This is a genomic window from Halomonas sp. SIMBA_159, from assembly GCF_046536035.1.
Taxonomy (GTDB): domain Bacteria; phylum Pseudomonadota; class Gammaproteobacteria; order Pseudomonadales; family Halomonadaceae; genus Vreelandella; species Vreelandella venusta_A.
Map to the genome: position 1 here is coordinate 1 of NZ_JAWJBT010001330.1, position 244 is coordinate 244.

General features: G+C 60.2%; 1 protein-coding gene. It reads right to left on the reverse strand.

The annotated features are described in order from the left end of the window. A partial coding sequence (locus R0J87_RS23580; RefSeq protein WP_498889414.1) for a molybdopterin cofactor-binding domain-containing protein occupies positions 1-244 on the reverse strand: 244 nt, incomplete at both ends.

The following is a 244-nucleotide window of genomic DNA, read 5'->3' on the forward strand; positions in this document are numbered from 1 at the left end:
TGGTCTTGGTGATCTTGATGCGGTCGAAATCAACCTGGAACGCCTCGGCCACCACCTGCGCGACCTTGGTGTTCAGGCCCTGACCCATCTCGGTGCCACCGTGGTTCAGATGGATCGAACCGTCGTTGTAGATGTGGATCAGCGCTCCGGCCTGATTGTACCACGTGGCGGTGAAGGAGATGCCGAATTTGACCGGGGTCAGCGCGATGCCACGACGGATGATGCCGCCCTTGGCATTGTCGGC